The following is a 23,472-nucleotide window of genomic DNA, read 5'->3' as shown; positions in this document are numbered from 1 at the left end:
CTCAGGCCTGAGCTTTCTTGTCAAAAGGATCGGAGACGGCGGGGAGCGCCGTCTGAAGATATGCTCCGGACTGGTACGGGAGGACGAGACGTGGCTGTGGTTGTACTCGACAAAATCTGCAAGACCTATGGAAACAGCTACCATGCGATCAAGGATCTGAGCCTGACGATCCATGATGGCGAGTTTCTGATTCTGGTCGGGCCGTCCGGATGCGGAAAATCGACCGCTCTGCGCATGATTGCCGGGCTCGAGGAAATCAGCAGCGGAACATTGAGCATCGGCGGTCAGGACGTCGTGGATCTCGCGCCCAAGGACCGGGACATTGCCATGGTCTTCCAGAGCTATGCGCTTTATCCGCACATGACCGTCTTTGACAACATCGCCTTTTCAATGAAGCTGGCCGGAAAGAACAAGGCCGAACGCAGCAAGCGCGTGCACGAGATCGCCAAGATCCTGCAGCTGGAGCCCTTGCTGGGCAACAAGCCCGCACAGCTCTCCGGCGGCCAGCGCCAGCGTGTTGCGATGGGCCGCGCCATGGTCCGCGAGCCCGCGGCATTCCTCATGGACGAACCGCTCTCGAACCTCGATGCGAAGCTGCGTGTTCAGATGCGGGCAGAGATCGCAAGCCTGCAGAGACAGCTGGGCGTGACGACGATCTACGTCACGCACGACCAGACCGAAGCGCTGACCATGGGCGATCGGGTCGCGGTGCTGAAGGGCGGCGTGCTGCAGCAGGTGGATACGCCCAAGGCTTTGTATCACCGCCCGGTCAATGCGTTTGTCGCCGGCTTTATCGGTTCGCCGTCGATGAACCTTTTCGAAGGGCGTCTGGCGAGTGGACGGATCCATCTGCCGGGCTTCTCCATTCCCTTGTCCGGCGGCGCCTTCGAGCGTGCTCCCGGTCTATCCGCTTTCGAGGGAAAGGACGTGATCTTTGGGGTCAGGCCCGAGGACCTCTACGACAGCCGGTTGCCGTCTGGAGCCTCCCATCCGACGATCCCGGTTGTCGTGAAGTCGATCGAGGAGCTTGGGTCCGAACTGATCGTGCATTTGAAGATCGACGCGGTCCGGATCGACTCAGGCGACCCCGATGCCGTCGAGGACCTGAGCGGGGCCGCCAACGCGGTCGCACGGTTCGAAGCCGTCAGCGCGGTCGAGACAGGCCAATCGATCGATTTGGCCATCGACCCGGCGAAACTGCACTTTTTCCATCCTCAAACGCATATGGCGCTGTGACGTGACGAGGGAAAGCCGGCAGGCGCCGGTCGCGGCCCGGCCAGAAGCCGTCGGCGACGTTTGATGTCTTGAAAGCATTCCACCCAACGCCGAAACCAGCGTTCATCTTCAGTATCCGACTTAAAGGGCTTATCGATGCCAGCAAAACAGGAACGACGTCTCCGCATCGGCGTATTGGGAGCGGGCCAGATTGCCCAGGCCGCGCACTTCGAAAGCTGCACGAAGGCAGCCAATGCCGACCTCTATGCGATTTGCGACGTTGCCGAAGATCTCCGCGAACGTATGGCAATCACCCATGGGGCGGAAAAAACCTATGACGATTACGACAAGATGCTGGCCGATCCCGACCTCGATGCCGTGATTATCGCGACCGCCGACGCTTTTCACGTCCCGGCTTCCCTTCGCGCCCTTCAGGCGGGCAAACATGTCCTGTGCGAAAAACCCGTCGGTGTCACTATTGAGGAATGCCTCGAACTGAAGGCTGTGGTCGACACGTCGGGAAAGGTGTTTCAGGTCGGGCATATGAAGCGTTTCGACGCGGGGCTCCAAGCTGCCAAATCCTTCATCCGCGATGAAATGGGCGAGATGGTCGCTTTGAAAGCATGGTATTGCGACAGCACGCACCGCTATCCGATGACCGATGCGGTCCAGCCGCTGATCGTCACCAGCGCCAATGCGAAGAAGCCCTCCGCCAATCCGAAAGCCGACCTGCGGCGCTACTATATGCTTGCGCACGGTTGCCATCTGATCGACACGGCACGTTATTTCGCCGGCGACATTGTTTCGGTCAACGCTCGTCTGTCCGAGCGAGCCGGCATCTGGTGCTGGTTCGTGGACGTGGAATTTGCCTCCGGCACGCTCGGCCATCTCGATCTCACCGTCCAGGTGCGCATGGACTGGCACGAAGGCTTCCAGATCTACGGCAAGAACGGCAGCATTTTGGGCAAGACCTATAACCCGTGGTACTACAAGACCAGCGAGGTCGACATTTTCCGGGAAGCGGACGGCGCCACCCATCGCGTTCTCGGTGCCGACGGCCATTTCTATCGCCGTCAGGTCGAAGGCTTCGCCCGCACCATTCTGGATGGCGCCGTGATGGAAGGCGCCGACATCGATGATGGCCTGGCATCCGTCCGGGCCATGGTCGCCGTCGCGCGCTCTGTCGAAAGCGGCAAGGCGGTTGCGCTGTCGGACGTCACGGGTGGCGTGTGATGAAGCTCGGCATCTTCGCAAAGACCTTCGAGGGAACGGAACCCGCAACCGTTCTCAACTCGGTCGCTGGCGCCGGGTTCACCTGCGCCCAATACAATATGGCCTGCTCCGGCCTTTCGCCGATGCCGGAGACGATTACGGAAGCCCAGGCCCGCTCAGTTGCCGAAGCGGCGCGCGAGAGCGGCGTCGAGATCGTTGCCGTTTCGGGCACTTTCAACATGATCCATCCGGACCCCGCCGTGCGCGAGGCCGGCCTTCGCAACCTCGCGACTCTGGCCGAGCGCAGCACCAGCATGTCGACGACCTTGATCACGCTCTGCACCGGCACACGCGACCCCATCGATCAGTGGAAGGCGCATGCCGACAACGACACGCCGGAGGCCTGGCGGGATCTCCTCGAAGCCATGGGGGCAGCCATCGAGATCGCCGAGCGCTATGACGTGGATCTCGGCATCGAGCCCGAGCTTGCCAACGTCGTCAACTCGGCTGAGAAGGCGTATCGGCTGATCACGGCGCTGAAGAGCCCCCGCGTCAAGATCGTGCTCGATCCGGCCAATCTCTTCGAGGTCACGACGCTCGATGAGCAGCGGAACATTGTCTCTTCCGCCATTGACCTTCTGGCTGATCGGATCGTCATGGCGCATGCGAAAGATCGCAATCCGGACGGTAGTTTCGCGACTGCCGGCAAGGGTGTCCTCGACTACGCGCATTATCTCGGCCGTCTCAAGGCGATCGGCTTTGAGGGCAGTCTTGTCACGCATGGCCTTTCGGCTTCGGAGGCGGCCGGTGCGGCGGCTTTCCTGAAGACTAACCTCGACGGGGAACCCGCGGGGACAGGAAGATGAGACGGGCCGAACCGTTCGAAACCAGCGACGGAACCATTCTCAATGTCGATATGGCGGGCGAAGGCGCGGCCGTCATATTTCAGCATGGCTTATGCGGAGACGCGGCGCAGACCGATGAGGTCTTTCCGCTCGACGCAGGTTTTCGCCGGGTTACGATCGAAGCGCGCGGCCACGGCCATTCCCGGGCCGGCCATCCGGAGCGGTTGTCGATCGCGACCTTCTGCGATGATATCGCCGCCTATATCGAAAAGAACCTTACGCCGCCGATCGTGATCGGCGGCATCTCGATGGGCGCGGCGATCGCCTTGCGTCTCGCGATCAAGCGGCCCGATCTTGTCAAGGCACTGATCATCGCAAGGCCGGCCTGGCTGACGGCATCCGCGCCGGAGAATATGGAACCCAACGCCGAAGTCGGCCGGCTTCTGAAAAATCTGCCGCCAAATGACGCAAAGACAGCATTCCTGGCCGGGCCGGTGGGCGTGCGGCTCGCCGCCGAGGCGCCGGACAATCTGGCCTCGCTTGCCGGCTTTTTCTCCCGCACGCCTTTGGATGTGACCGCCGAACTGCTCACCAGGATTTCCAATGACGGTCCTGATGTGACCGACGAGGACGTCGGCAATCTCACCGTACCGACGCTGGTTATCGGCCATGATCGGGACAGCATTCATCCTCTTGGCCATGCGCATGCTCTTGCCGAGCGGATTGCCGGCGCGCGTTTGGTGCAGATCACATCGAAGACCGAGAGCCGCCCGCAATACGTTGCCGACTTCCGGCTTGCCATGGGCAATTTTCTGAAGGAGCTCTGAAACAATGACGACCCCCTCCAAAACCTGGATCGCCGATCTTCCGAAAGATCGCCTGATTGCCGAATTCTCCGTCTGGTCGGCCGATCTCGTGCATCTGGCGGACGATCTGGCGCGTGTCGATCCTCACGTCGACATCCTCCATATCGATGTCGCCGATGGCCATTTCGCGCCGGCAATGTTGTTTTTCCCTGATCTTGTTGCCGGCGTGCGCAAAGTGTCTTCGCGCCCGATCCATGTTCACCTGATGGTCGCCGACAGCATCCTCCTGTCGCAGATCGAGCAGTTCGCCGATGCGGGCAGCGACCTGATCAGTCTTCATTTTGAAAACGAAAGCGTCGCCGCCGAGGCGCTCGATCTTCTCGATCGCCGCGGTGTGGCCGCCGGCATGGTGCTCAAGGTCGACACCCCTGTCGAACGCGTCGAGAAATATGCTTCCCGGCTGCGCTTTGTGACGCTGCTCGGCACGGCGATCGGCGTGAAGGGCCAGGGTCTCGACGAAAAAGCCGGAGCGCGGCTTCAGCAGGCAAAGCAAATCATTGGCGGCTGCGGTGCAGCGCATCGGATCGTGCTGGCGGCCGACGGCGGTATTCGCGAGCACACCGTGCCGCTTCTGCGCCAGTCGGGCGCGGAGACGGTCGTCCTCGGTTCCCTGGCTTTCAATGCGCCATCGCTCGACGAGCGGATGGCATGGGTGCGCGCACTTTAACTCATGGTCTTCACATGCAGCAGGTTGCCATTGGAATCGACCTCGGTGGGACGCAGGTGCGCGCTGCCCTCGTCGACGAGCAGGGCAGGATCCTGGCGCGCGCAGCCGAACCGACGGATGCGCTGGCAGGCCCCGACCGCGTGCTCGCCCAAATCTGCGGCCTGACCGATGGACTGCTTGCAGCATCGAACCCCGCTTCTGTGGTGGGCGTCGGCGTATCCGCTCCGGGTCCACTCGATACGGTCGCCGGCGTCGCCTCGAATATCCCGACGCTCTCAGGCTTTGTCGACTTTCCACTGAAGGCGGAGTTGCAGAAGCGGTTTCCGTTTCCGGTCGACCTCGAGAACGATGCGATTGCCGCCGCCATCGGCGAGTGGCAGTTCGGAGCCGGCAAAGGGCTCGACAATCTGGTCTATGTCACCGTGAGCACCGGCATTGGCGGTGGCGTTGTGTCGGATGGTCGCGTCGTGCGCGGCCGCAAGGGCATGGCAGCCCATGTCGGGCACATGTCGGTCGTGCCGAACGGAGAGCCTTGCCCCTGCGGCAACAGGGGTTGTTTCGAGGCCTACGGATCCGGAACGGCTTTTGCGCGCCGCGCCCAAATGAGGGCGATGGAATCCAGCGGGACGACAATCGGCAGCGATGGCGGCGCCATCGACAGCCGCAGCGTTTTTGCGGCGGCAAGAAATGGCGATCGTCTCGCAAATCAACTGATTGACGAGGAAGCGGAAATTCTCGGTCGCGGCTTCACCAGCCTGATCCATATCTTCAGTCCCGATATCATCGTGATGGGAGGCGGGCTTTCCCACGAGTTCGACCGGCTGCAGCCGGGCATTCAAGGCTACATCGCGCAATGGGCAATGCCGGCATTCAAGGATGTCAAAGTGGTGCTGGCGGCGTTGGATCAGAACTCGGGCCTCGTTGGCGCAGCGGCTCTGGCGTTTCTGACGGGGAAAGGCGTTCGGACCTGATCCAGACCCTCGAGGCGACAGGCTTGGTCAGATGCGCCGGTTCAACTCGTCTTCGCTGATCCCAAAGTGGTCGAGAATGATGCCGACGTTTCGACGATGAGATTTGAAATAGACGTCGAAGAGATCGCCAAGCAGCGGAACCGTTCCGCCGGCGGCGTCGATGCCGAGATTGACGGCCATGCGGGCGAGTTTGTGGGTGGGAATGCCGAGACGTCTTGCCTCATCGATGATGAAAAGACCGATGAGGGATGCGGCAATGTCGCCGATGGCGGGGATGAGGCCGAGAATTGAGTCCGCGCCGATACGCACGCCGATGACAGGCAGTCTGACCGCGGTATCCATCAGGCGCGCTATGCCGACGGCGCGCCGAATTCTTCCGAGTTCGATGGACGTCAGGTGTTTCGTGCGGGTGGAGGTTGGCATCAGCGGCCTTTTGGCGCAAGCAATCGCTGCGCCTCATTGTGAATTTCCATTGCCTTGAAACGATGCAAACCGAATAAGGTTCGCCTGTGAAGCGGGTAGGAAGATCGACGGCGCGTCAGGCAGCCTTTCGCGGTCTTGAGCCGCTGGCTCCCGCATCGACCTGAAAGCGGTTGACGACCCCCTCCAGTGTCTGTGTCTGGCTGCCGAGGGCGCGGCAGGCCGAGGCGGTTTCGACGGCCATGGCTGCGTTGCGCTGGGTTACCTGATCGAGCGCGTTGACGGAGGCGTTGATCTCGCCGATCGCCACCACCTGTTCGGAGGACACCGAAACGATGCGGGCGATCAGGCCGGCAACTTGCTCGACCTGCCCTTCGATTTCCAGGAGCGCCTTGCCGGTTCGGTTGACGAGCTCCACACCGCTGGAGACCTGGGCCGAGGAGGTGGAGATCAGAGCTCTGATCTCCTTGGCGGCGTTGGCCGAGCGCATGGCAAGTTCGCGCACTTCCTGTGCGACAACGGCAAAACCCTTGCCTGCTTCGCCGGCGCGGGCGGCTTCAACCCCGGCATTGAGCGCCAGAAGATTGGTCTGGAAGGCAATTTCATCGATGACGTTGACGATGGCGCCAATCTGGGAGGACGAGCCTTCGATCCTTTCCATGGCGGCGATTGCTTCGCGAACGACGGCTGCCGAATGTTCGGCGCTGGTGCGGGTCTGAGCCATCATGCCTGTCGCCCTGCCGGCATGGTCAGAGGCGTCTTTGGCTTTGATATTCATTTCATCGAGTGCGGCTGTGGCCTCTTCGAGCATCGCGGCCTGCTGTTCCGTGCGCGACGCAAGACTGTCAGCTGCATCGGTGATGCCGGCCGAGGAGTTGCCCACTTGCTTGGAGGTCTGGGCAATCTCGGTCATCGACGCGCAAAGCGCGTCCATGCTGTCGTTGAATTTCGCGCGCAAAGTCTCGTAGGCGGCGGCGAAGGGTGTCTTGATCCGGCAATCGAGATTGCCAGTCGATAGCTGTTCCAGGCCGTATGTCAGCTGATCGATCACCGTTTCGCGGATCTGTTCCTCGGCGGCCTTTTCGGCCAGCTGGCTGCGTTCACGCTCGAATTCCGCATCGCGAAGTGCGGTCTCACGTTTCTGTGCGTCCTGCCGCTCAAGTGCGTTGCGGCGGAATACCGCCACGGCCTTGGACATGGCGCCGATCTCGTCTGAACGGTTGGCATAGGGAACGTCGGTCGAAAAATCGCCTTCGGCAAGATTGCCCATATAGGCCTTCATGCCATCGAGCGGCACGATCGCCCGGCGTCGCAGAAGATAGAGCCCCACCAGCAATAGTCCGAACGATCCGAAACCCGCAGCGCCCGCATAGATCGTCCAGGTCACGATCTCCGAGGCCGCATTGCGTTCCTCGCCCTTCAGGAAAGCGTCGGAATTGGCAACGAGTTTCTCGACCGCGTCCTGATGCGAATGAAAGGCGACGCGCAGTTGTTCGATCGCACCATGCGCCTTGTCTTCATCCCTGGCATTCAAGGCGGGGATGATCTCGTGGTTCATCACCCCCCAGAATGCATCACCCTTGGCGATGACATCGTTTTCAAGCTCGTCCTTCAAGGCTTGCGGCAGCCGGGTGGTTTTCCAATAGGCGCGACGGTCGTCGTAAGCGGCCTTGAGATTTGCGATCTTGGCAAGATTGGTGTCGGTGAGTTCGGGAAATTTGCTCGCCTCGAAGGAGAGCATGTAGGATTCGACTACAAATAGCGGCGGCGGTAGAATATCGGCGATCAAATCCTTGCCGTAGACGACCTGCTCATAAACCGGCCCGTTGACTTTCAGCCGTTCAAGCGCCGATTGCTGCAATCCGATCGACATGAAAAGGCCTACTGAAACGGCGACGCCGAACGCCACCAGACTGCGAGCAATGGTGAATGCCAAGACTGTCTCCAAATAACTTTTGGCTTCTCTACTTCGAGAGACCTGATCTACGTACGGCATTATTTGGCAAGAACACTGAAATATGGTTAATTCTTTTGATGTCGGGGTTTTAGCCAGCTCTTTCAGGTCTGGGGCAACCGTCCAAAATTGGGTTGATAGGTTTAAGCCGTGGTACCAAACCATCGCCAGCCATCGTGACGGCTCGAGGCGACATTACATTCATCGCAAAGGAGATCGGCATGGCTGAACCTCCGCTTTCCGTACGAAGCGCAAAAGCGCGTGATCTTGCTCACCGGCTTGCCCGCCGTGAAAACCGCTCGATAGCCGACATTGTCGAGCAGGCTCTCGAATGAGTACGCACTCGCAACCTGCCGTGCTTTCTCCTGGTGTCGAAGCTCCGCGGGAGAGTGTCAAGCGGTTGGCTTCTGATTGGGTCGATTGTCGCGCGTTAAACGCCGTTCAGGCCAATCGCATGAGAGTTTCATTCAGGTCGCCGATCTTTCGCAGCAGCTCGACCAACTTATCCGTATCATCTTGACTGAGCCGGCCCGTTCCGCCGCTGCTCTGCCAAAGATGTTGAAATTGTTGGCTCGTCTGGTGCGCGCTGCTCATGATTTCGATGATTTGAGCGCGGTTTTCCCAGGTTGCAACGATGGTCGGTTCGTCCATCTCCACTGACATATCCGGTTCGCGTTCCAGCAAAAACAATTCCTGATTCCTCTTGGGCGATGACGTTTTGGTTCGGATGGCGCCATCCAGCCTGCGGGATCGGCCATCCCTGCGATGATTCAGGAACATGGGTTTGACAGTCTCAGAACGATTGAAAATCAAACGATTGGCTAGCGGGTGTGGGGCGGACCCGTTAGCCAATCGGCAAACCCTCCCTGGAATCACCCGAAGCAGAATTCGCATGAGCAATAAATGGGAAATTTTCCCATTTGTCAACACGGAGACGACCGCGTTTTCAGTGCGGACCCGGACCTGGACCTGGGCCCGGTGGCGGCGGGCCGTCCTGCGGTGGCGGCCCCGCTCTATCCGGAGCGGAAAAATCTCGGTCCGGCCCGCCTCTGCCGAAGGGCGAACGATCGGGCGGCGGTCGATCCGAAGGGCCTCCTGGACGTCGAGAACCGAAGCCGTCCGGAATGCGCCCGTCGGGAAAGCCGGTCATTCTGCTTGAGTCCCGCACGCCGATATCGACGAAGCCATGACCATCAGGAGATGGCGGCGTCGAGCCGAAAGGCGCGGAACCTCTGGGTCCCGCGCCCGGCCCGTCCTTATCCGTCGGCCGGAAGGTCTCGACGTTGACGATGCCGTGTTTCAAGCCCGGGACCAGGGGTTCAGCCTGAATGCGCGTGATGATCAATCGATCGGCGACGGCCTTGAGACGCACGAGCGTTTGCTTGCCGGCCAGGTATCCATGTGTGCTTCCAAGCGAAAGGCCGCCGATCAGGACGCGATTGCTGCTCTTGACCGGGATGCCTCGAACATGGGCGCCTTCGGAAACGGAGCGGGGCTCGATGCGCCGGGCAATGATCGTACCGTCAGGTTTGCGGATGCCGAATACGGCGACCCGCTTGCCCTTGCGCAGGCCCTTGGTCGCGACACCCGTCGTGTCGATCGTCTGCCCCAATACGGTCATGCCGGTCTTGTCTATCCGGTCGATGCGGCCTTGGACTTCGCTGGCGATCGTAATGCGGGCGGCAAGCTTGCCCGTCAGCAGCACCCGGGCGACATGACCGACCTTCATCGCGCTCGCGCGAACCCGTCGGCCGTCGATTTCGATCGGTGTCGTCGCACTGAACGGGATGTGGATGTTGTTGACGATGATGCTTCCAAAGCCCTGGATGGTCCCGACGATGCCCGTTCCGCCGATCCCGTGATCTTCGTTCTCCCCACCTCCCTGAATGGAAAGACCGGACCCGCCGATGCCATGATCGCTGCTGCCCGTCGGCTGCGCGTCGGCAATCTTGGGCCCCAGGACCTGAAGCGCTATTCCGGCCAGCAGAAATTGTCTTCTCGAGATCGCCGACGGGGTCATTCGTCCGTCTCCGTCTTGGATGCGGCGTCTGTCTGACGATCGGCCTCGCCCTCCTCGGTCATGACATAGAGCCCAGCGATCCAGCGGCTGTTGCCGCCGGGGTCGTCCTTGATAGCCTGATGGGCGATCTTGTTGAGTTTCAGGAGCAGCGCCATTCCTTCCGCGCGCGCGATTTCGTCGAGCCGGGCCGCCAGAACAGGTGATATCCCGTCATAATGGACGGCGCGTTCGAAGTTCGGGGGGGGCTCGTTCATCAGGTTCATGACCGACGCCTGCACATGGTCACGGAGGTTGCGCGTAAAATAATGCCGGCGGGCTTCGTCACCTGCATTGGGGACGATTGATGAGAGGTCCAGCTGGATCCAGCCGTTCTGATCGAGAACAACGATGCCTTTATCCAGCCAGTCGTCCAGAATGGAGCGGGGGTGGACGTCTTTGGTGATGTCGCTCACCAGGCTCTCGAATGACGGACCGCCGTCGCTGGAGGTCCGGGGCAGAGCGCTCGGCCGATCCTCCGCATCGCAATAAAACGGATCGGCAAGCCATCTGGCGAGAATGCGGCTCGTCTGCGAAACGCCGGTGGTCAGGAAGGATGCCGCAAGCACCTGACCGCGCAGCCGGTTGACGTCCTTGCGGTGAATGCCGGTCAGAAGCGAGATGCGGCTATCCGTCTGGTTCTTGTTCGGCAGCGCGAATTCCTTCTCTGCGACCTCGATATAGAGGCGGCGAAGAACGGTCGAAAACGAGATGAAGTTGAAGCCGGAGGCGAGTGCGAGCTTGACCAGCGGGCGAAGCACGCGGATCAGCATGGACTGCAAGGTCTCTTCGGAGAAGGGTAGCTTCGCGCGCGGCTTCGACATCAAGAACACACTCGGTCTCTGAAAGACCATTGCCGGCAGACCTTCGGCAATCGTCCTCAGTCTCCCCTATGGGAAAGTCCAGACTGCCGCAACGGACAAGCCCTATGCAAGACCAGCCTATGCCATGCTTGCTGGCGGCGCGGCCGTGAACGCGCCGCCATTGGGAAGACATTTTGCGTCTTCTGTCAATGCGTTACCGGATGGGGCTCGGGTGACAGCACTGCGCCGTGGCGCCAGTCGATCAGCCGGTCGATGCGTGCAATCTTGTGGAAAACCTCGAAAACGTCGAATGAGGTGCCTTTCTCGATGTGGGCTGCCAGCAACTCGCAAAGCTCGAATATTTCAGGCGGCGTAGCGGTCATCTCGACGCCGTCATCCGTGAAGACACCCGATCGCGGCCATGCCCGCGTCTGTTGCTCGTCGAGTTTGCTGCCGACGAAGGGGATCGTATCGATGATGCCGGAGGCAAGCGCGAAGGCCGCCTCCGCCACGATTTCGGAACAGGTCGTGTTGGGCTCCTTCGCCAAGGCCGGTATCTGCAACTGCTTGAATTCCCGCATTTTTCAATCCGTCAGAGATAGTTGACCAGGCTCAGGCTCTGGAGTTTCGAAACGAGCGTGTAGGCCGTTTCCAATTGCGTCTGCAGCTGGTTGACGAGCGTCGAGGCCTCATAGGTATCCACGCCCTGGAGATCGACGAGGTTTCCCTGAAGCAGAGTGGATTGAGCGTCGAGCGCGTCATTTGCCTTTTCGAGCCGTTCCTGGGCGAGGCCGAGTTCGCTTTGCTGCGTCACGATCCCGGAGGTCGCCTGCGCCGCATAGGCGATCGCCTTGGATGCGACGGTGCTCTGCGCGTCGGAGCTGAGATCCTGGCCGAAGAGGGCAGAGACGACGACGGAGGCGAGCGCGAGATAACGCATGCCTTCGGAATTGGCGCTGGCCGACGAGGTGATGGTTTCCGATCCGCTGATCCGGCTCGTCATGTCGGTGCTGGAAGCGGCCGACCAGCCTTCGGAAGCGTCCGTCCAGGCGCTCTCGGAGAACATCGGCTCGACCGTGTCGGTGATGAAGCTGCCGATTTCTTCGCCCGTCAATTCGCTGACGTCTTTTCCGAGACCGGTTACATAATCGTTCAGAGCCGAAACGATTGTAGCCGAGACCGCCGAGGATTGATCGGTCAGAGGCTGGCTGTCGAGGTTCGTTCCGCCGAACAGGAACTCGCCATTGACTGACGTGTTTGCCGTCGAGACCAGCTGCGAAATCGTGGCGCTCGCCGTCTGCAGGGCAACGGCGATGCTCGTCGTATCCTGGCTCGCCTGGAGCGCAGTCAGGTTCGAGACCAGGCTGTCCCCGGCATCCTTGAGGCTCGAAAGAGCGGTTTGCGATGCGTTCATGCGCAATTCGACGACGGCATTGCTCATCTTGAACGAGGCAGCCTGGGCGATGGCGCTGGTGAGATTGATCGACTTTGCAGCGCCGGCGCCGAGGGATACGCCGATATCGGCGTAGGTTCCTGTGGTCGCTTCCGTCGAGGCCTGCTGCAGCTTGTTTTGGGACTGGCTGATGGTGAGCCGCAAAACATTCTGCATCGCCGATGATGAGACAAAAGATGCTTTCATGACTAGCTCGCTATGTCGAGGAGCGACTGGAACATCTCGTCGATGACGTTCAGGATCTTTGTCGCCGCTTTGTAGGATTGTTCGATGTCGAGAAGCAGTGTCAGTTCCTCGTCGAGGTTGACGCCGGTTTCGTTGGAATAGGCCTCGTCGGAGCGCGACAAGGCCGCCGCCGTGGTTTCGGAGGCCGACGTGGCGTCGCTTCGATATTGTTCGAGCCAGCCGATGGAGGCGCTGGCGTAGTCCGTCAGGCTTTGCGACGTCGAGAGACCGGCGTCGGAAGAGAATGAGCGCTGTTCCGTCAGCGCCTCATACAGGGCGTCGAGATTGTCCGAGAAGCCGCTGTCTCCCGAGGTGTTGAGATCGGTGATCCCGCTGATGGAGCCATCGCGCAGCTTTGTCGCATCGCCGCCCTCGCTGGTGACGACGGCTGGATTGACCGAGATGGTGGAGGCGATCCCTGTCGTATCGTCGGAAGCAGCAGGTGTTCCCCCGGTTGCGCCTGACGCCGTCGTCCAGACGAAAAGTCCCGGCGCGCTCGTGCTGCCGTCTGTTTCCGAGAAGATCTGGACGAGCGATTTGGCGATCTCGTCGAGCTGGGCCTGGAATGTCGGGGCGATCTCGTCGCGAAGCTGCAGCAGCCCTTGCAGGCTGCCCGAGGCACTCGTCGTCGATCCCTCGCCGGCGTCGAGCGCAACGCCGTCGATATAGATGGAATTGCCTTCCGTTCCGGCAACGTAGGTTGCTGTCGACGCGAAGGTGACGGTGCGGGGAATGGTCTCGAACAGCACGGTGCCATCAGAGGTGTAGAGCGCCATATCGTTATTGTCGCGCACGGTGGAGGTGACGCCGACGATCGAGGAGATCTGCTTCAGGAGCTTTTCACGCTCGTCGAGTGCCGAGGATGTATCGGTGCCGGTCGATGTCGCCAGCTTGACCGCATTGTTGGCCGCCTCGAACTCAGACAGCAGCGTATTCAGGGTGGAGACCTGTGTGGCGATCTCCGCATCCGCCTCGGCTCTGATCGACTGGACGCCGTCGCTTGCGGTATTTAGCGAATTGGCGAGATCCCGCGCGGCGGTCACGGCCGATTGCGCGGCGGTCGTGCTGCTTGGCGACGTGCCGAATGTCTGGAGCGCCTGCTGGAATGCCGTGAGATAGGTACTCGGCGAGGTCTCGTAGTCATTGCCGCCCACCAGCGACTTCAGGCTTTCGAGACCGGTCACCAGCGTCTGCTGGGCGCTGTCCTTGGCATTCGTTTGCAGATACTGCGCAAGCAGCGCAGTTTCCTGCGCCCGGCTGATGCTGACGACCTGGGCGCCGGAAAGAGACGTCGTAACCGACGCCTCCCGTCTCACATAGTCGGAATTTCCGACATTGGCGATATTCGTCGAGACGACGCTGCTTTGCTGGCCCGTAGTGTTGAAAATACTTTGCACGCTGTTCAAGGCGGAGGTGAGCGACATGCCGGCGCCCTCCCTATCGTTTCAGATTGACGAGGACATCCATGATATCGGAGCCGGTCTGAAACACCTTGGAATTCGCGGTATAGCTGCGCTGCGCCTCGATCATCTCCGTCAGTTCGCCGGCGAGATCGACGTTCGAGCTTTCGAGAGCGCCGGACTGGATGGAGCCAAGCCCGTTCGTCTGCGGGAAGCCGGTGACCGTGACGCCGGACAATCCGTTGGCGCTATAGACGTTGCCGCTGAGCAGCGTCAGATTGTCGGGGCTGGCGACCGTCGCGAGAGGGATCTGGTAGAGAGCCTTTGTCGCGCCGTTCGCGTAGGAGACCGACACCACGCCATCCGCACCGATAGACACCGAGCTCACCGCACTTGCGGCCTGGCCGTCTGCCGAGCCCGTCGCCGAGAAGTCGGAGGCAAGCTGGGTGAAGTCGGAATAGTCCATGGTGATCGTCTTTGCCGTCACCGGATCGACGATGTCGGTGTCGGTTGCGGAGGTCAGCTGGCCATCGGCGTCGAAGGAGAGCGTTGCAACGCTCACGGCATCGGAAGAGTAGGGAAAGGACGTCGTGCTGCCAGTGGCTGCATCGGCATTGCGGTAAACCGCGACCTCCCAGGTGCTGCCGGTGACCGCGCCGCTTGCATCCGTCGTGACGCCGGTCTTGGTGAAGTAATAGTCGTACTGGACGGTGCCGCCGAGGCTGTCATAGGCAACCAGCGACATCTTTTGCGTGTCGTCGGTGACGCTTGCCGTATTGGCGCTCGGCAGCGTCGTCGTATCCGTGACGACGGTCGCTTCGGAGTTCAGGTTGCCGCTGAAATAGGCGCTGCTCGAAGCGACGGCGCTCAAGCCCGATTGGGATACGTTGACCGGCACCAAGCCGTCGAAGCCGTTGACGACCACTGCCGGTACGCCGGAATCATAGGAATATCCCATAAGCGTGAAGCCGGCACCGTTGACGAGATTGCCGTCGCTGTCGACCGAGAAGTCACCGGCCCGGGTAAGCACAGGCGTGCCGTCGGCGCTTTCCACGATGAAGAACCCGTCTCCCGAGATCGCCAGGTCGTAGGCCGAAGTCGTATAGGAAATGTCGCCCTGTTGGGAAATCGCCTGGCGCACGGATGTCTGAACGCCGCCCGAATTGTAATTGCCCGAGGAAGACGGCAGGACCAGCGACGAAAAGGACGTGGAAACGGCCTTGTAGCCGGTGGTATTCGCGTTTGCGATATTGTCGGAAACCGTGCTCAGCCGGTTTGCCTGTGCACTCATGCCGGAGACGGCGGTTTTCATGCTTCCAAAAATGCTCATGGCTCGATCCTTTAAGGTTTGGGAACATGCCATGTGACGAGGGGCTTCCAGGGCCTGGATTGCGGGCGCACGACATCGCTGGCGCCGGGCAAGGCCGACACCGGTCGATGATCTGATTGTCTGGACTGACCCCGTGATGGCGATAGGCGCTTCGGCTCATCCGCGCGCTAGTATCGTGCGCCTGTGGCGGCGCACCAACGTTTCAGTATTTCACGAACGGCCCGGCTGAAGGCTCTGCCAGCTCCACTGCCGGGCCGCTTTCAGATCGTCTCATTGCAGTTTCTCCAGCAACTGCAATGGCGACGCTCCGTATCCGCCGTCAGCCCGCGGACTGAACGGACAATGAACCGGTGTCGGTTGTGTCGAGCAGACTAAAGAGCTGGCTCGCCTGGCTTTCGGTGACGTCCTCGGGCTTGCCTGCCATGAACTCGTCCAATGTCACGAGCCCGTCTCCATTCGTATCGAGATCGGAGAGCAGGGATTGAGACTGGTCGTCTTCTGCGGGCGGCGGTGGCGCTCCTTCGGAACGTTGCGACTGCTCGGCCGACATGGCCTCGGTCAGCGCATCGACCGACAGCGAACCCGCTCCTTCGCTGTCGAAGCTGTCGAAAAGCGTGCCAGCCTGGTCTTCCGTCACATCGGACGGCCGGCCTGCGACGAACTCGTCCTTGCTGATGGAGCCGTCGCCATCGGTATCGAGATCGGAGAGCAGGGATGCAAGATCGTCATCACCGGCGGGCGGAGGTGGCGGTCCGCCGGAGCGTTGCGATTGCTCAACCGACATGGCCTCGGCGAGCGCATCGACCGATAGCGAGCCAGTGCTTTCGCTGTCGAAGCTGTCGAAAAGCGTGTTGGCCTGGTCCTCCGTCACGTCGGACGGCCGGGCCGCGACGAACTCGGCCTTGCTCACATAGCCGTCGCCATCGCTGTCCAATTGGGCAACGTCCATGCCTTCGCCGCCATCCTCATCCTCGCCCGATACCGACTGATCGGAGAAGCGGTTCATCGACAGCGTCATCAGTTGGGACAGGAGTTTGTCGGCGCTGCTGGACGTGTCTTCATCGAGCTGCCCGCTTTTGGTTGCTTTTGCCGACGAAACCGTATTAGAGGATAGGATCTCCTCGGACGCGGATGTCGGGTACTTGCTATAGGAATAGGAAGAGACTGATGTTGCAGCGGAAATGGTCGTCATAAGCGCTCCATCGCTAGGAGGGTGAGGATGCAACGCATTACAGAACTGATAAGTTCTCTAAATCGAAATCACTAATGCCACAACCGAAAAAATTGCCCCTCAGAAATCGTAGTCTGCGTTCTCAGGTCGTCGGCACGCGTTTCGGCAGGGTGGTCTAGACCGTCATGGATATTATCGACGAACCTGCGGACGAGCCGCGCAAACGGGGCCGGCCGAAAGTTTCCAGCGACGAGGATAAGCGGGCGCATATCGTCGAAGTCGCCGGCCGCGTTTTCGTCAAATACGGTTATGCCGGAAGCACGACCGCGATCGTCGCCTCCGAGGCGGGCGTTTCGAAGCAGACGCTCTATAAGCTGTTTCAGAGCAAGGAAGAGTTGTTTGCTGCCGTGGTCGGCGCGCATCGACGCCTGATGCTCGATCTGCCCAGGCCTGCCGAAGATATCTCGATTGCCGCGAGCCTCGAGCGCATTTTCATGATCGATATGGATGAGGACAAGGATGCGGATCGCACCGGCTTCCTGCAACTCGTCTTTCGCGAAGCGGCGCAATTTCCCGAACTTGTCGATATCCTGCAGCGCGAAGGCATGCTTGCCAGCCGCCAGCATCTCGCCGACTGGCTGAGCGAACGCCGGTCGGAAGGCAGATTGACGCTGGACGATACGGCGAGCGGAGCCCGGATGCTGATGGATATGATCCTCGGCGGCATGGGTCCGCCGGAAGGGCGGGCTCAGGCCTGGCCCGATCGGGCTCAACTGTTTGCCCATCTTCGCCGCTGCATTGCCATCTTTGCCGCAGGCGTTGGCGCCACTTAAAGCGCTCAGATTCGCTCCTCGCGCTTTCGTCCGGCAAAACGCGATCCCTTGACTTTCGCTTCCAATTCCGCATTGGATGAATTACAGAACCATGTAGTTCTATTAAATTGATTCGGCCACATGTAGGTGGCTGCGCTTCGCCATGACCGGCGACGACATTCCCGCAGAGATGAAAAATGTTCACCCGTGACTGCCGGCCGGCTTTCGCGCGGCACCGCCGTGCCTATGAAAGGGACAGACGTTGGTTTCCACCTATGTAAGCTATCTCACGGTCGCGCGAAATCTGAACGCCAGCCTCTCGAACGTGGCTTCACAGGCAACGGTTGCCCGCGACAGCGCCTATTACAAGGAAAACATCGAGAAGGTCACGACCGTCGATGAATTCATGAGCGATTACAAGCTCTATTCCTACGCCATGAAGGCCTACGGCCTTGAAGACATGACATATGCCAAGGCCTTCATGAAGAAGGTGCTGGAGAGCGACCTCAGCGTTTCATCGAGCTTCGCCAACAGCTTGAGCGACACCCGTTATGCCGAGTTCGCTGCCGCCTTCAAATTCGCCGGCGAGACGAAGACGGCGCAATCGGACGTGCAGCGGGACAATCTGCTCGATGCTTATGAGGGGTCCTTCGACACCGAGGCGGACGACATCGCCGACGCGACGGACTATTTCGAAGAGAATATCTCGTCGATCACCTCGGTCGACGATCTTCTGTCGAGTTCGAAGCTGAAGAACTATGTGCTGACGGCTTTCGGCCTCAGCACCGAATATACCTCGACCGGCTTCCTGAAGAGTGTTTTGACGAGCGATCTCGACGATGCCGATAGTTTCGTCAACCAGCTCGACGACGAGGTCTATGTCAACTTGGCGAAGGCCTTCAACTTCAACGAGGATGGCTCGACCGACGGCGACGTGATGTTGGAAGATCAGATCTCGCTGGTCACAAGCGCTTATGCGGTAGCCTCCGCGACGATCGCTTCCTCGGAAACCGGGGAGGCCTATGACACTTACTTCGCGGCGCAAATCGGCAACATCACCTCCGTCGATGAGTTGATGAGCGACGACAAACTGATTTCCTATCTGAGAACTGCCTATGGGCTTACCGATAGCGAGACCGATAACTTCATTTCCGCGGCGCTGAAAAGCGCTGATATCGCCGACGCGATCGGCTTGTCCGAACTGCACGATGCCTTCAATTTCGATGAAGACGGCGCTCTTGCCGATGGCGACACGGCCCAGACATCGGAACAGACCGCCGCCACCACGGCGGCCTTCGATGAAAATTATGAGGTGCTGATCGCCAACACCGACACCGAAGACGCCGTCGACAACTATACGACGCGCATCGCCAGCGTCACCTCGATCGATGATTTCCTGGTGTCGAATGATGACGACGACGATGACGACAACGACGATCTCCCGGAACTGTGGGAAATGGCGTTGCGAGCCTATGACATAGACCCGGACAACGTTTCGAGAAACGAGGTCCGGAAAATTCTCGAAAGCGATCCCTCGGACTCGAAAAGCTATGTCAACAGCCTCGACGATGACCGGTTCGTCGCCTTTCGCAAAGCCTTCAACTTCGACGACAATGGCGACGTGACCGTTCCGCTGCAGGCCATGTCGGAATCCGTCGTCGACGATTATGCGACCTATTACAAGCAGAACAAGATCCGATACCTCGAAGGCGACGAGCTGACGGAAGCGACCGATGCGGCGGATGAGGAGATCACGTATTTTCGCGAGCAGATGGCCACGATCACCACGGCCAGCGAATTTCTGGCCGACGATCGCTTGGTTTCCTTCGCGCTCGAGGCGAAGGGGCTCGATCCTGATGCTGTCACGTCGGACGAGTTGGAGAAGATGTTTTCTTCCGACCTCGATGACGAAGACAGTTATGTCAACAAGCTGGGCGACAATCGTTTCGCCGAACTCGTCGGCGCGTTCAATTTCGATCAGGACGGCAATATTTCAGCGGAGCCCACCGGAACGGTGCAGCAGCGCGGCGACGTGCTGGAGACGATCGACGCCTATGTCAGGCTGACGCTGGAGGATGATCAAGGCGACAGCAACACCGGCGTGCGCCTTGCCCTCTATTTCCAGCGCAAGGCGCCGGAGATCTCGAGCGCCTACGACATTCTGGGCGACAGCGCGCTCTTTGAGTTTTTTACGACGAGCTTCAACCTGTCCAGTTACGTCTCGAACATGGACGTCGACAAGCAAGCCGAGATGATCGACAATTTTATCGACCTCGAGGATCTGTCGGATCCTGACAAAGTCGACGATCTGATCAAACGCTTCACCGCCATGTATGACATGGCCAACGGCACAGGCACCACGTCGACGGCACTTTCGATCCTGACTGGCTCGGCGACGATAAGCGCCGATACGCTGCTTGCTATGGCGCAATTGAAAAGCGGTTGAGCGGCCTGCAAGCCCCTTCCCGAAGAGCCTGACGGAGGTGCATCGCTGCCTGCCGGCAGGGCAGGGGGCCGGCTGCCTTTGCCAGGATGCGCCTGATGAAGGCAGCGCTGGTTGAAAGCAAAAATATCCTGCACGTTATATTCATAATTAAATCCCCATTAATAAGCATAGGCGAATATTTCCGAAATGGCTGGATTGACAGCAACGGAATCTAGGGGGATTGCGCGTGAATATTCTTGATCGCGGTGCAAATGCTGTCGCGGCTCTTGCCGCTTTATCAAATTCGCAGGCCATGATCGAGTTTGATTTATCGGGCAGGATCCTCACCGCGAACGAAAACTTCTGCAGGGCGCTCGGCTACGAGTTGAGGGAGATTGTCGGAAAACATCACAGCATGTTTGTCGAGCCTTCCTATGTATCCTCAACGGAATACAAGGCTTTCTGGACGAAGCTCGCAGCCGGGAAATTCGACCAGCAGCAATATAAGCGCCTTGGAAAAGGCGGCCGCGAGGTCTGGATCGAAGCATCCTACAATCCCGTGTTCCGACGCGGTAAGCCGGTCAAGGTCATCAAGATTGCAACTGATATCACTGCGCAGAAGCTGAGGTCTGCCGAAGATTCGGGCAAGATCGACGCATTGTCCCGGGCTCAGGCGATCATCGAATTCACGCCGGCCGGCGAAATCCTGACCGCGAACGACAATTTCCTGTCGGGGCTTGGTTATTCGCTTGCCGAAATCCAGGGCAAACATCATTCGATCTTCTGTGAAGCCGATTACCTGAGGTCGGAGGCTTACAAGGAATTCTGGCGGAAACTTGCGAGCGGCCAGCTGGTTGCCGACGAATTCATGCGTGTGGGCAAGGGCGGACGGAAGGTCTATATCCAGGCTTCCTACAATCCGATTTTCGACCTGAACGGCAAAGTGTTCAAAGTCGTGAAGTTCGCAACCGATGTCACGGCGCGCGTCGAAAATGTCGAACAACTTGCCCGTTGCCTGACGAATCTTGCGGACGGCGATCTGTCGCAGACGATCCAGAAGCCATTCATTCCTTCGCTGGAAAGGCTGCGTGCGGACTTCAACAGCGCCTCGGAGAAGTTGAAGGGCGCAATGGCAACGGTTGCCGAAAATGCCAAGGCGATATCAGCCGGTTCCAACGAAATCCGCACAGCGGCCGACGACCTGGCAAAGCGTACCGAGCAGCAAGCGGCATCCGTCGAAGAAACAGCCGCCGCCCTTGAGGAAATCACGACGACGGTCAACGATTCGAGCCGCCGCGCCGAGGAGGCCGGTCAACTCGTGGGGCGCGCCAGAAATCACGCCGAGCATTCCGGCCAGGTGGTGCGTGACGCCATCGGAGCGATGGACCAGATCGAAAACTCGTCACGCGAAATTTCCAATATCATCGGTGTTATCGATGAGATTGCCTTCCAGACGAACCTCTTGGCGCTCAATGCCGGCGTAGAGGCGGCACGAGCAGGGGAGGCGGGCAAGGGTTTTGCAGTCGTTGCCCAAGAGGTCCGTGAGCTGGCGCAGCGGTCGGCGAAAGCTGCCAAGGAGATAAAGAGCCTGATCACGGCGTCCGGTTCCCATGTCGCAAACGGCGTCGCCCTCGTGACGAATGCCGGATCAGCGCTCCAGGAAATCGCCAGTCAGGTTCACGAAATCAATACCAACGTCACAGCGATCGTGGAGGCGGCGCGCGAGCAATCGACTGCGCTCGGCGGGATCAGCCAGTCCATCAACACCGTCGACCAGGGAACGCAGCAGAATGCCGCAATGGTCGAGGAGCAGACGGCTGCGAGCCATGGCCTTGCCCGAGAGGCTGCCGCGCTCTTCGAGCTTCTTGAGCAGTTCCGTTTCAACGATGCGCCGAGATCCAGGTCTTCGTTTGCGCAGGCGGATCGTCACCCCGCCGCACCGACGGCTTTGAAAGTCGTTCGTAATTCGCCCCTCGCATCCATCCAGCGCGGGTCGGCCTCCGTCGCGCTGAAGTCCGACTGGGAAGAGTTCTGATTACGCTGACTGAGCCACTCTCGGCAGTATTGGCGGCAATCAATCGAGCGACCACGAGCCGGGATAGTTCGGCTTGCGGCGCTCGATCCACGCGTCGAGCCCTTCGCGCAAATCGGCGGTTGGCGCCATCCGGGCGAATTGTTCGCCTTCGATCAGCAGCCCCTCCGCAATGCTCTGGTTGATGCCGCGCGTCACCGCCGTCAGAATGCTCGCCGCCGCCAGCGGTGAATGACGCAGAATGCGCCGCGCGAGGTCGTGGGCGGCCGGCATGAGAGCGCCATACGGGACAACTTGGTTGACAAGGCCGAGTTCGAGGGCGCGTTGCGGGGAGAATGTGTCGCCCGTCAACAGCAGTTCGAGGGCGCGCTTGCGCCCGGCCAGCCTCGGCAAACGCTGCGTTCCGCCAAAGGTCGGCGGCATTGCGAGATTGATCTCGGGCTTGGCGAACAGGGCGCGTTCGCTGGCGATGGCGAGGGGCACAGCCTCGGTGATCTCGCAGCCGCCGCCAAAGGCAAGGCCGTTGACGGCGGCGATGACGGGTTTTCGGAAGGCTTCCAGCCGCGCAGTCAATCGCTGTCCGCGCGCGACGAAATCGCGCATGGCGACATCGGTGCCCTGCGCCACGCTTTCTGAGAATTCGTAGATATCGCCGCCCGCCGAGAATGCCCGCTCGCCTGCGCCGGTGAGGATGATCGCCCGGATTGAATTGTCGGTTTCGATGGCGTCGAGGATCGCGAGAAAGCGGTCTATCAAGGCGTAATTCAGCGCATTGAGCTTTTCCGGGCGATTGAGAGTGAGCGTGGCGATTCCGTCGCGGCTGTCGATCAAAACAGTGTCGGCCATTCGGTTTTCCTTTCCGCTATGCTGCGTCAGGAGAAGTATGCCGCCGGTCGATGCTTGTGTATATTCACTAGTCGGTATACATGGCGACATGATCTCACACGCAATCCCGACGCGCGAACGTATCATCTCGGCCGCCGCCAAGCTGTTTTACAACGAGGGCATCAGGAGCGTCAGCGTCGATGCGGTGGCTGAAGAGGCCGGCGTCACGAAACGGACCCTTTACTACCATTTCGCCAGCAAGGACGACCTCATCGGGGCCTATCTGGAGGCGCGCGACCAGCCCAACCTCGCTCTGTTCAAACGCTGGTACGCGGAAACGGCGGGCGAACCGGCGGATAAGGTGCAAGGCATCTTTCGCAATCTCGCCCGCGCGGCCCGCCATCCGAAGTGGAAGGGCTGCGGTTTCCTGCGCACCTCTGCGGAACTCGCCAATATGCCTGGCCATCCAGCCATGAAAGTCGGGATTGAACACAAGAAGAGGGTCGAGGCCTGGTTGCGGGTGACGTTCGAGGCGGCCGGAATCAAGGCGGAAGCGCCGCAACTCGCCCGGCAGATCGTCCTGCTGCTCGATGGCTCGTTCGCCGTCGTACTGTTGCACCGCGATCCGACCTATATGGAAGCGGCAGGCGAGGCGGCTGGTTCACTGATCCGCGCTGCGACCGCAAACGCAAACGCGTAAGGCGCTCGCTCTGAAGACCGCATCTTTCGCCCTCGGCATGGCCTGAGGTCGCTGAGCGGGAAGGGCATGATGTTGAGCCTCTAAACAACG

The 23,472-nt window shown here is 60.0% G+C and carries 21 protein-coding genes and 1 pseudogene; 11 read left to right on the top strand and 11 right to left on the bottom strand.

Annotation, left to right across the window (positions count from 1 at the left end):
- Window positions 1-90 precede the first annotated feature (90 nt).
- The 6 genes from FFM53_RS26080 (at window position 91) to FFM53_RS26055 (ending at window position 5,776) form a co-directional block, all read left to right on the top strand.
- Window positions 91-1,236, top strand: coding sequence for an ABC transporter ATP-binding protein (locus FFM53_RS26080; protein ID WP_138388885.1), 1,146 nt, complete (start codon window positions 91-93; stop codon window positions 1,234-1,236).
- A 135-nt stretch (window positions 1,237-1,371) separates the two neighbouring features.
- Window positions 1,372-2,448: a Gfo/Idh/MocA family protein gene (locus FFM53_RS26075; RefSeq protein WP_138388886.1), complete on the top strand. Its 1,077-nt coding sequence runs from the start codon at window positions 1,372-1,374 to the stop codon at window positions 2,446-2,448.
- The gene (locus FFM53_RS26070; RefSeq protein ID WP_138388887.1) at window positions 2,448-3,293 is read left to right on the top strand and encodes a sugar phosphate isomerase/epimerase family protein; all 846 of its coding nucleotides are present in this window, start codon (window positions 2,448-2,450) and stop codon (window positions 3,291-3,293) included. The genes FFM53_RS26075 and FFM53_RS26070 overlap by 1 nt, the downstream gene beginning before the upstream one ends.
- A complete protein-coding gene (locus tag FFM53_RS26065; protein WP_138388888.1) occupies window positions 3,290-4,099 on the top strand; it encodes an alpha/beta fold hydrolase in 810 nt (269 codons plus the stop codon). Before FFM53_RS26070 ends, FFM53_RS26065 begins: the two co-directional genes overlap by 4 nt.
- A 4-nt stretch (window positions 4,100-4,103) precedes the next feature.
- A complete protein-coding gene (locus FFM53_RS26060) occupies window positions 4,104-4,805 on the top strand; it encodes a ribulose-phosphate 3-epimerase (protein WP_138388889.1) in 702 nt (233 codons plus the stop codon).
- Between the two features lie 14 nt (window positions 4,806-4,819).
- A complete protein-coding gene (locus FFM53_RS26055; RefSeq protein ID WP_138388890.1) occupies window positions 4,820-5,776 on the top strand; it encodes an ROK family protein in 957 nt (318 codons plus the stop codon).
- Window positions 5,777-5,803: 27 nt separating this feature from the next.
- Here the strand turns inward: FFM53_RS26055 and FFM53_RS26050 are convergent, their stop codons facing one another.
- Entirely contained in the window at window positions 5,804-6,199 is a 396-nt protein-coding gene (locus FFM53_RS26050) for a DUF4112 domain-containing protein (protein WP_138388891.1), read from the bottom strand.
- Window positions 6,200-6,314: 115 nt separating this feature from the next.
- Window positions 6,315-8,132, bottom strand: coding sequence for a methyl-accepting chemotaxis protein (locus FFM53_RS26045; protein ID WP_138388892.1), 1,818 nt, complete (start codon window positions 8,130-8,132; stop codon window positions 6,315-6,317).
- Window positions 8,133-8,371: 239 nt separating this feature from the next.
- Here FFM53_RS26045 and FFM53_RS26040 point away from each other — a divergent pair.
- Window positions 8,372-8,482 (top strand): annotated as a pseudogene (locus tag FFM53_RS26040) (type II toxin-antitoxin system VapB family antitoxin); the annotation flags it as partial.
- Between the two features lie 109 nt (window positions 8,483-8,591).
- Here FFM53_RS26040 and FFM53_RS26035 read toward each other — a convergent pair.
- From FFM53_RS26035 to FFM53_RS26000, 8 genes are all read right to left on the bottom strand, one after another.
- Complete coding sequence (locus FFM53_RS26035) at window positions 8,592-8,840, bottom strand: hypothetical protein (protein WP_138388893.1); 249 nt, start codon at window positions 8,838-8,840, stop codon at window positions 8,592-8,594.
- A gap of 256 nt (window positions 8,841-9,096) precedes the next feature.
- On the bottom strand, window positions 9,097-10,170 hold the full coding sequence (locus tag FFM53_RS26030; protein WP_138388894.1) for a DUF5666 domain-containing protein: 1,074 nt from the start codon (window positions 10,168-10,170) through the stop codon (window positions 9,097-9,099).
- A complete protein-coding gene (locus tag FFM53_RS26025; RefSeq protein WP_138388895.1) occupies window positions 10,167-11,060 on the bottom strand; it encodes a DUF6502 family protein in 894 nt (297 codons plus the stop codon). Before FFM53_RS26025 ends, FFM53_RS26030 begins: the two co-directional genes overlap by 4 nt.
- A gap of 155 nt (window positions 11,061-11,215) precedes the next feature.
- Window positions 11,216-11,590 carry a DnaT-like ssDNA-binding protein gene (locus tag FFM53_RS26020; protein ID WP_138388896.1) on the bottom strand — a complete coding sequence of 125 codons (375 nt, stop codon included), beginning with the start codon at window positions 11,588-11,590 and terminating at the stop codon, window positions 11,216-11,218.
- 11 nt (window positions 11,591-11,601) lie between these two features.
- Window positions 11,602-12,648, bottom strand: coding sequence for a flagellar hook-associated family protein (locus FFM53_RS26015; RefSeq protein WP_138388897.1), 1,047 nt, complete (start codon window positions 12,646-12,648; stop codon window positions 11,602-11,604).
- Window positions 12,649-12,650: 2 nt separating this feature from the next.
- Window positions 12,651-14,111, bottom strand: a complete 1,461-nt coding sequence (gene flgK, locus FFM53_RS26010) for a flagellar hook-associated protein FlgK (RefSeq protein WP_138388898.1) — start codon at window positions 14,109-14,111, stop codon at window positions 12,651-12,653.
- Window positions 14,112-14,124: 13 nt separating this feature from the next.
- Window positions 14,125-15,417 carry a flagellar hook protein FlgE gene (locus tag FFM53_RS26005; protein WP_138332901.1) on the bottom strand — a complete coding sequence of 431 codons (1,293 nt, stop codon included), beginning with the start codon at window positions 15,415-15,417 and terminating at the stop codon, window positions 14,125-14,127.
- Window positions 15,418-15,736: 319 nt separating this feature from the next.
- Window positions 15,737-16,609 carry an EF-hand domain-containing protein gene (locus FFM53_RS26000; protein WP_138388899.1) on the bottom strand — a complete coding sequence of 291 codons (873 nt, stop codon included), beginning with the start codon at window positions 16,607-16,609 and terminating at the stop codon, window positions 15,737-15,739.
- 164 nt (window positions 16,610-16,773) lie between these two features.
- Here FFM53_RS26000 and FFM53_RS25995 point away from each other — a divergent pair, with 164 nt between their 5' ends.
- The 3 genes from FFM53_RS25995 (at window position 16,774) to FFM53_RS25985 (ending at window position 21,860) form a co-directional block, all read left to right on the top strand.
- The gene (locus FFM53_RS25995; RefSeq protein WP_003550211.1) at window positions 16,774-17,421 is read left to right on the top strand and encodes a TetR/AcrR family transcriptional regulator; all 648 of its coding nucleotides are present in this window, start codon (window positions 16,774-16,776) and stop codon (window positions 17,419-17,421) included.
- Between the two features lie 241 nt (window positions 17,422-17,662).
- Entirely contained in the window at window positions 17,663-19,846 is a 2,184-nt protein-coding gene (locus tag FFM53_RS25990) for a DUF1217 domain-containing protein (protein ID WP_138388900.1), read from the top strand.
- A gap of 226 nt (window positions 19,847-20,072) precedes the next feature.
- Window positions 20,073-21,860 carry a methyl-accepting chemotaxis protein gene (locus tag FFM53_RS25985; RefSeq protein WP_138388901.1) on the top strand — a complete coding sequence of 596 codons (1,788 nt, stop codon included), beginning with the start codon at window positions 20,073-20,075 and terminating at the stop codon, window positions 21,858-21,860.
- A gap of 39 nt (window positions 21,861-21,899) precedes the next feature.
- On the opposite strand, the gene FFM53_RS25980 is transcribed toward FFM53_RS25985, so the two are convergent.
- Entirely contained in the window at window positions 21,900-22,703 is an 804-nt protein-coding gene (locus tag FFM53_RS25980) for a crotonase/enoyl-CoA hydratase family protein (RefSeq protein ID WP_138388902.1), read from the bottom strand.
- 88 nt (window positions 22,704-22,791) lie between these two features.
- Here FFM53_RS25980 and FFM53_RS25975 point away from each other — a divergent pair, with 88 nt between their 5' ends.
- Window positions 22,792-23,382 (top strand): TetR/AcrR family transcriptional regulator, encoded by a 591-nt coding sequence (locus FFM53_RS25975; protein ID WP_173883684.1) that lies wholly within the window; start codon window positions 22,792-22,794, stop codon window positions 23,380-23,382.
- Window positions 23,383-23,472 lie beyond the last annotated feature (90 nt).

The sequence above is a fragment of the Rhizobium indicum genome (genome assembly GCF_005862305.2).
GTDB classification, from domain to species: domain Bacteria; phylum Pseudomonadota; class Alphaproteobacteria; order Rhizobiales; family Rhizobiaceae; genus Rhizobium; species Rhizobium indicum.
The sequence above is the reverse complement of the archived record's forward strand: the minus strand, read 5'-3'. Positions and strand labels throughout refer to the sequence as shown.